General features: G+C 63.6%; 1 protein-coding gene. It reads right to left on the bottom strand.

Going from position 1 to position 741, the window contains the following annotated elements:
- Window positions 1–405: 405 nt before the first annotated feature.
- Window positions 406–741: SRPBCC family protein (locus tag ABD301_RS42130; protein ID WP_344315602.1), on the bottom strand; the 336-nt coding region annotated here is incomplete at its 5' end.

Raw genomic sequence — 741 nt, 5'->3', positions numbered from 1 at the left:
AAGAAAGCAGTCTGCGCGCGACAGGTCACCCTCGCGGCCGCGCAGCAGACGATGCTGACGAACTGGACCACCGCCAAGGCCGTCCTCGGGATCGGCTGATGACCACCGGGGATCCGGTCCGTACGCATACCCGGCACACCACGCCGGACAGCGGTTTTGTTACATCCGTTGTGACCCGCGGAGGTAAACGCCACGGCAAAGTCATCGCGAGCGATGGGCGCGGTGGGTCTGGTATGTGTCGACTGTTCGAGCCGAGCCCCTGCGGAGGTCGGCTCCCGGATCGGTTTCAGGTTCAACGTCAACGGAGCTGGAGGTCAGCGCGGCCGGGCTCGGCATGGCCTGTGTGTCCTGGTGAGAAATCTTGGCTGACGATTGTGTTTAGCTGAGCCGAAAGCGTTCAGTCGCTCAGCGGGTGGTTTCAGCGATTTTCTTGACATGGTTGTTCCGGATGTTGATCAGCCGGGGCATGTACCAATTGAGTGCCGCCCGTTCGGCGACGGCTCCCAGGAGGCCGAGCGGAGCAGCGAAGTCGACCACGTCGCGCATCAAGGTGCCGCCTTGCTTGTCCGGCTCGAAGTGGTGGGCGTGGTGCCAGCGCTTGAACGGTCCCCGGACCTGCTCGTCGACGAAGTATCCCGGTGGCGTCAAGGCGCTGATCCGGGAGGTCATCCGCCACGGCAGGCCAAAATGCCTGGCTTGCCACGTGACGGTGTCACCGAGCGTCAGACGACCAGACGTGAC

Source organism: Fodinicola feengrottensis, assembly GCF_039530045.1.
GTDB lineage: Bacteria > Actinomycetota > Actinomycetes > Mycobacteriales > HKI-0501 > Fodinicola > Fodinicola feengrottensis.
Note: the sequence above shows the minus strand (reverse complement) of the source record. Positions and strands in the feature narration are given on the sequence as shown.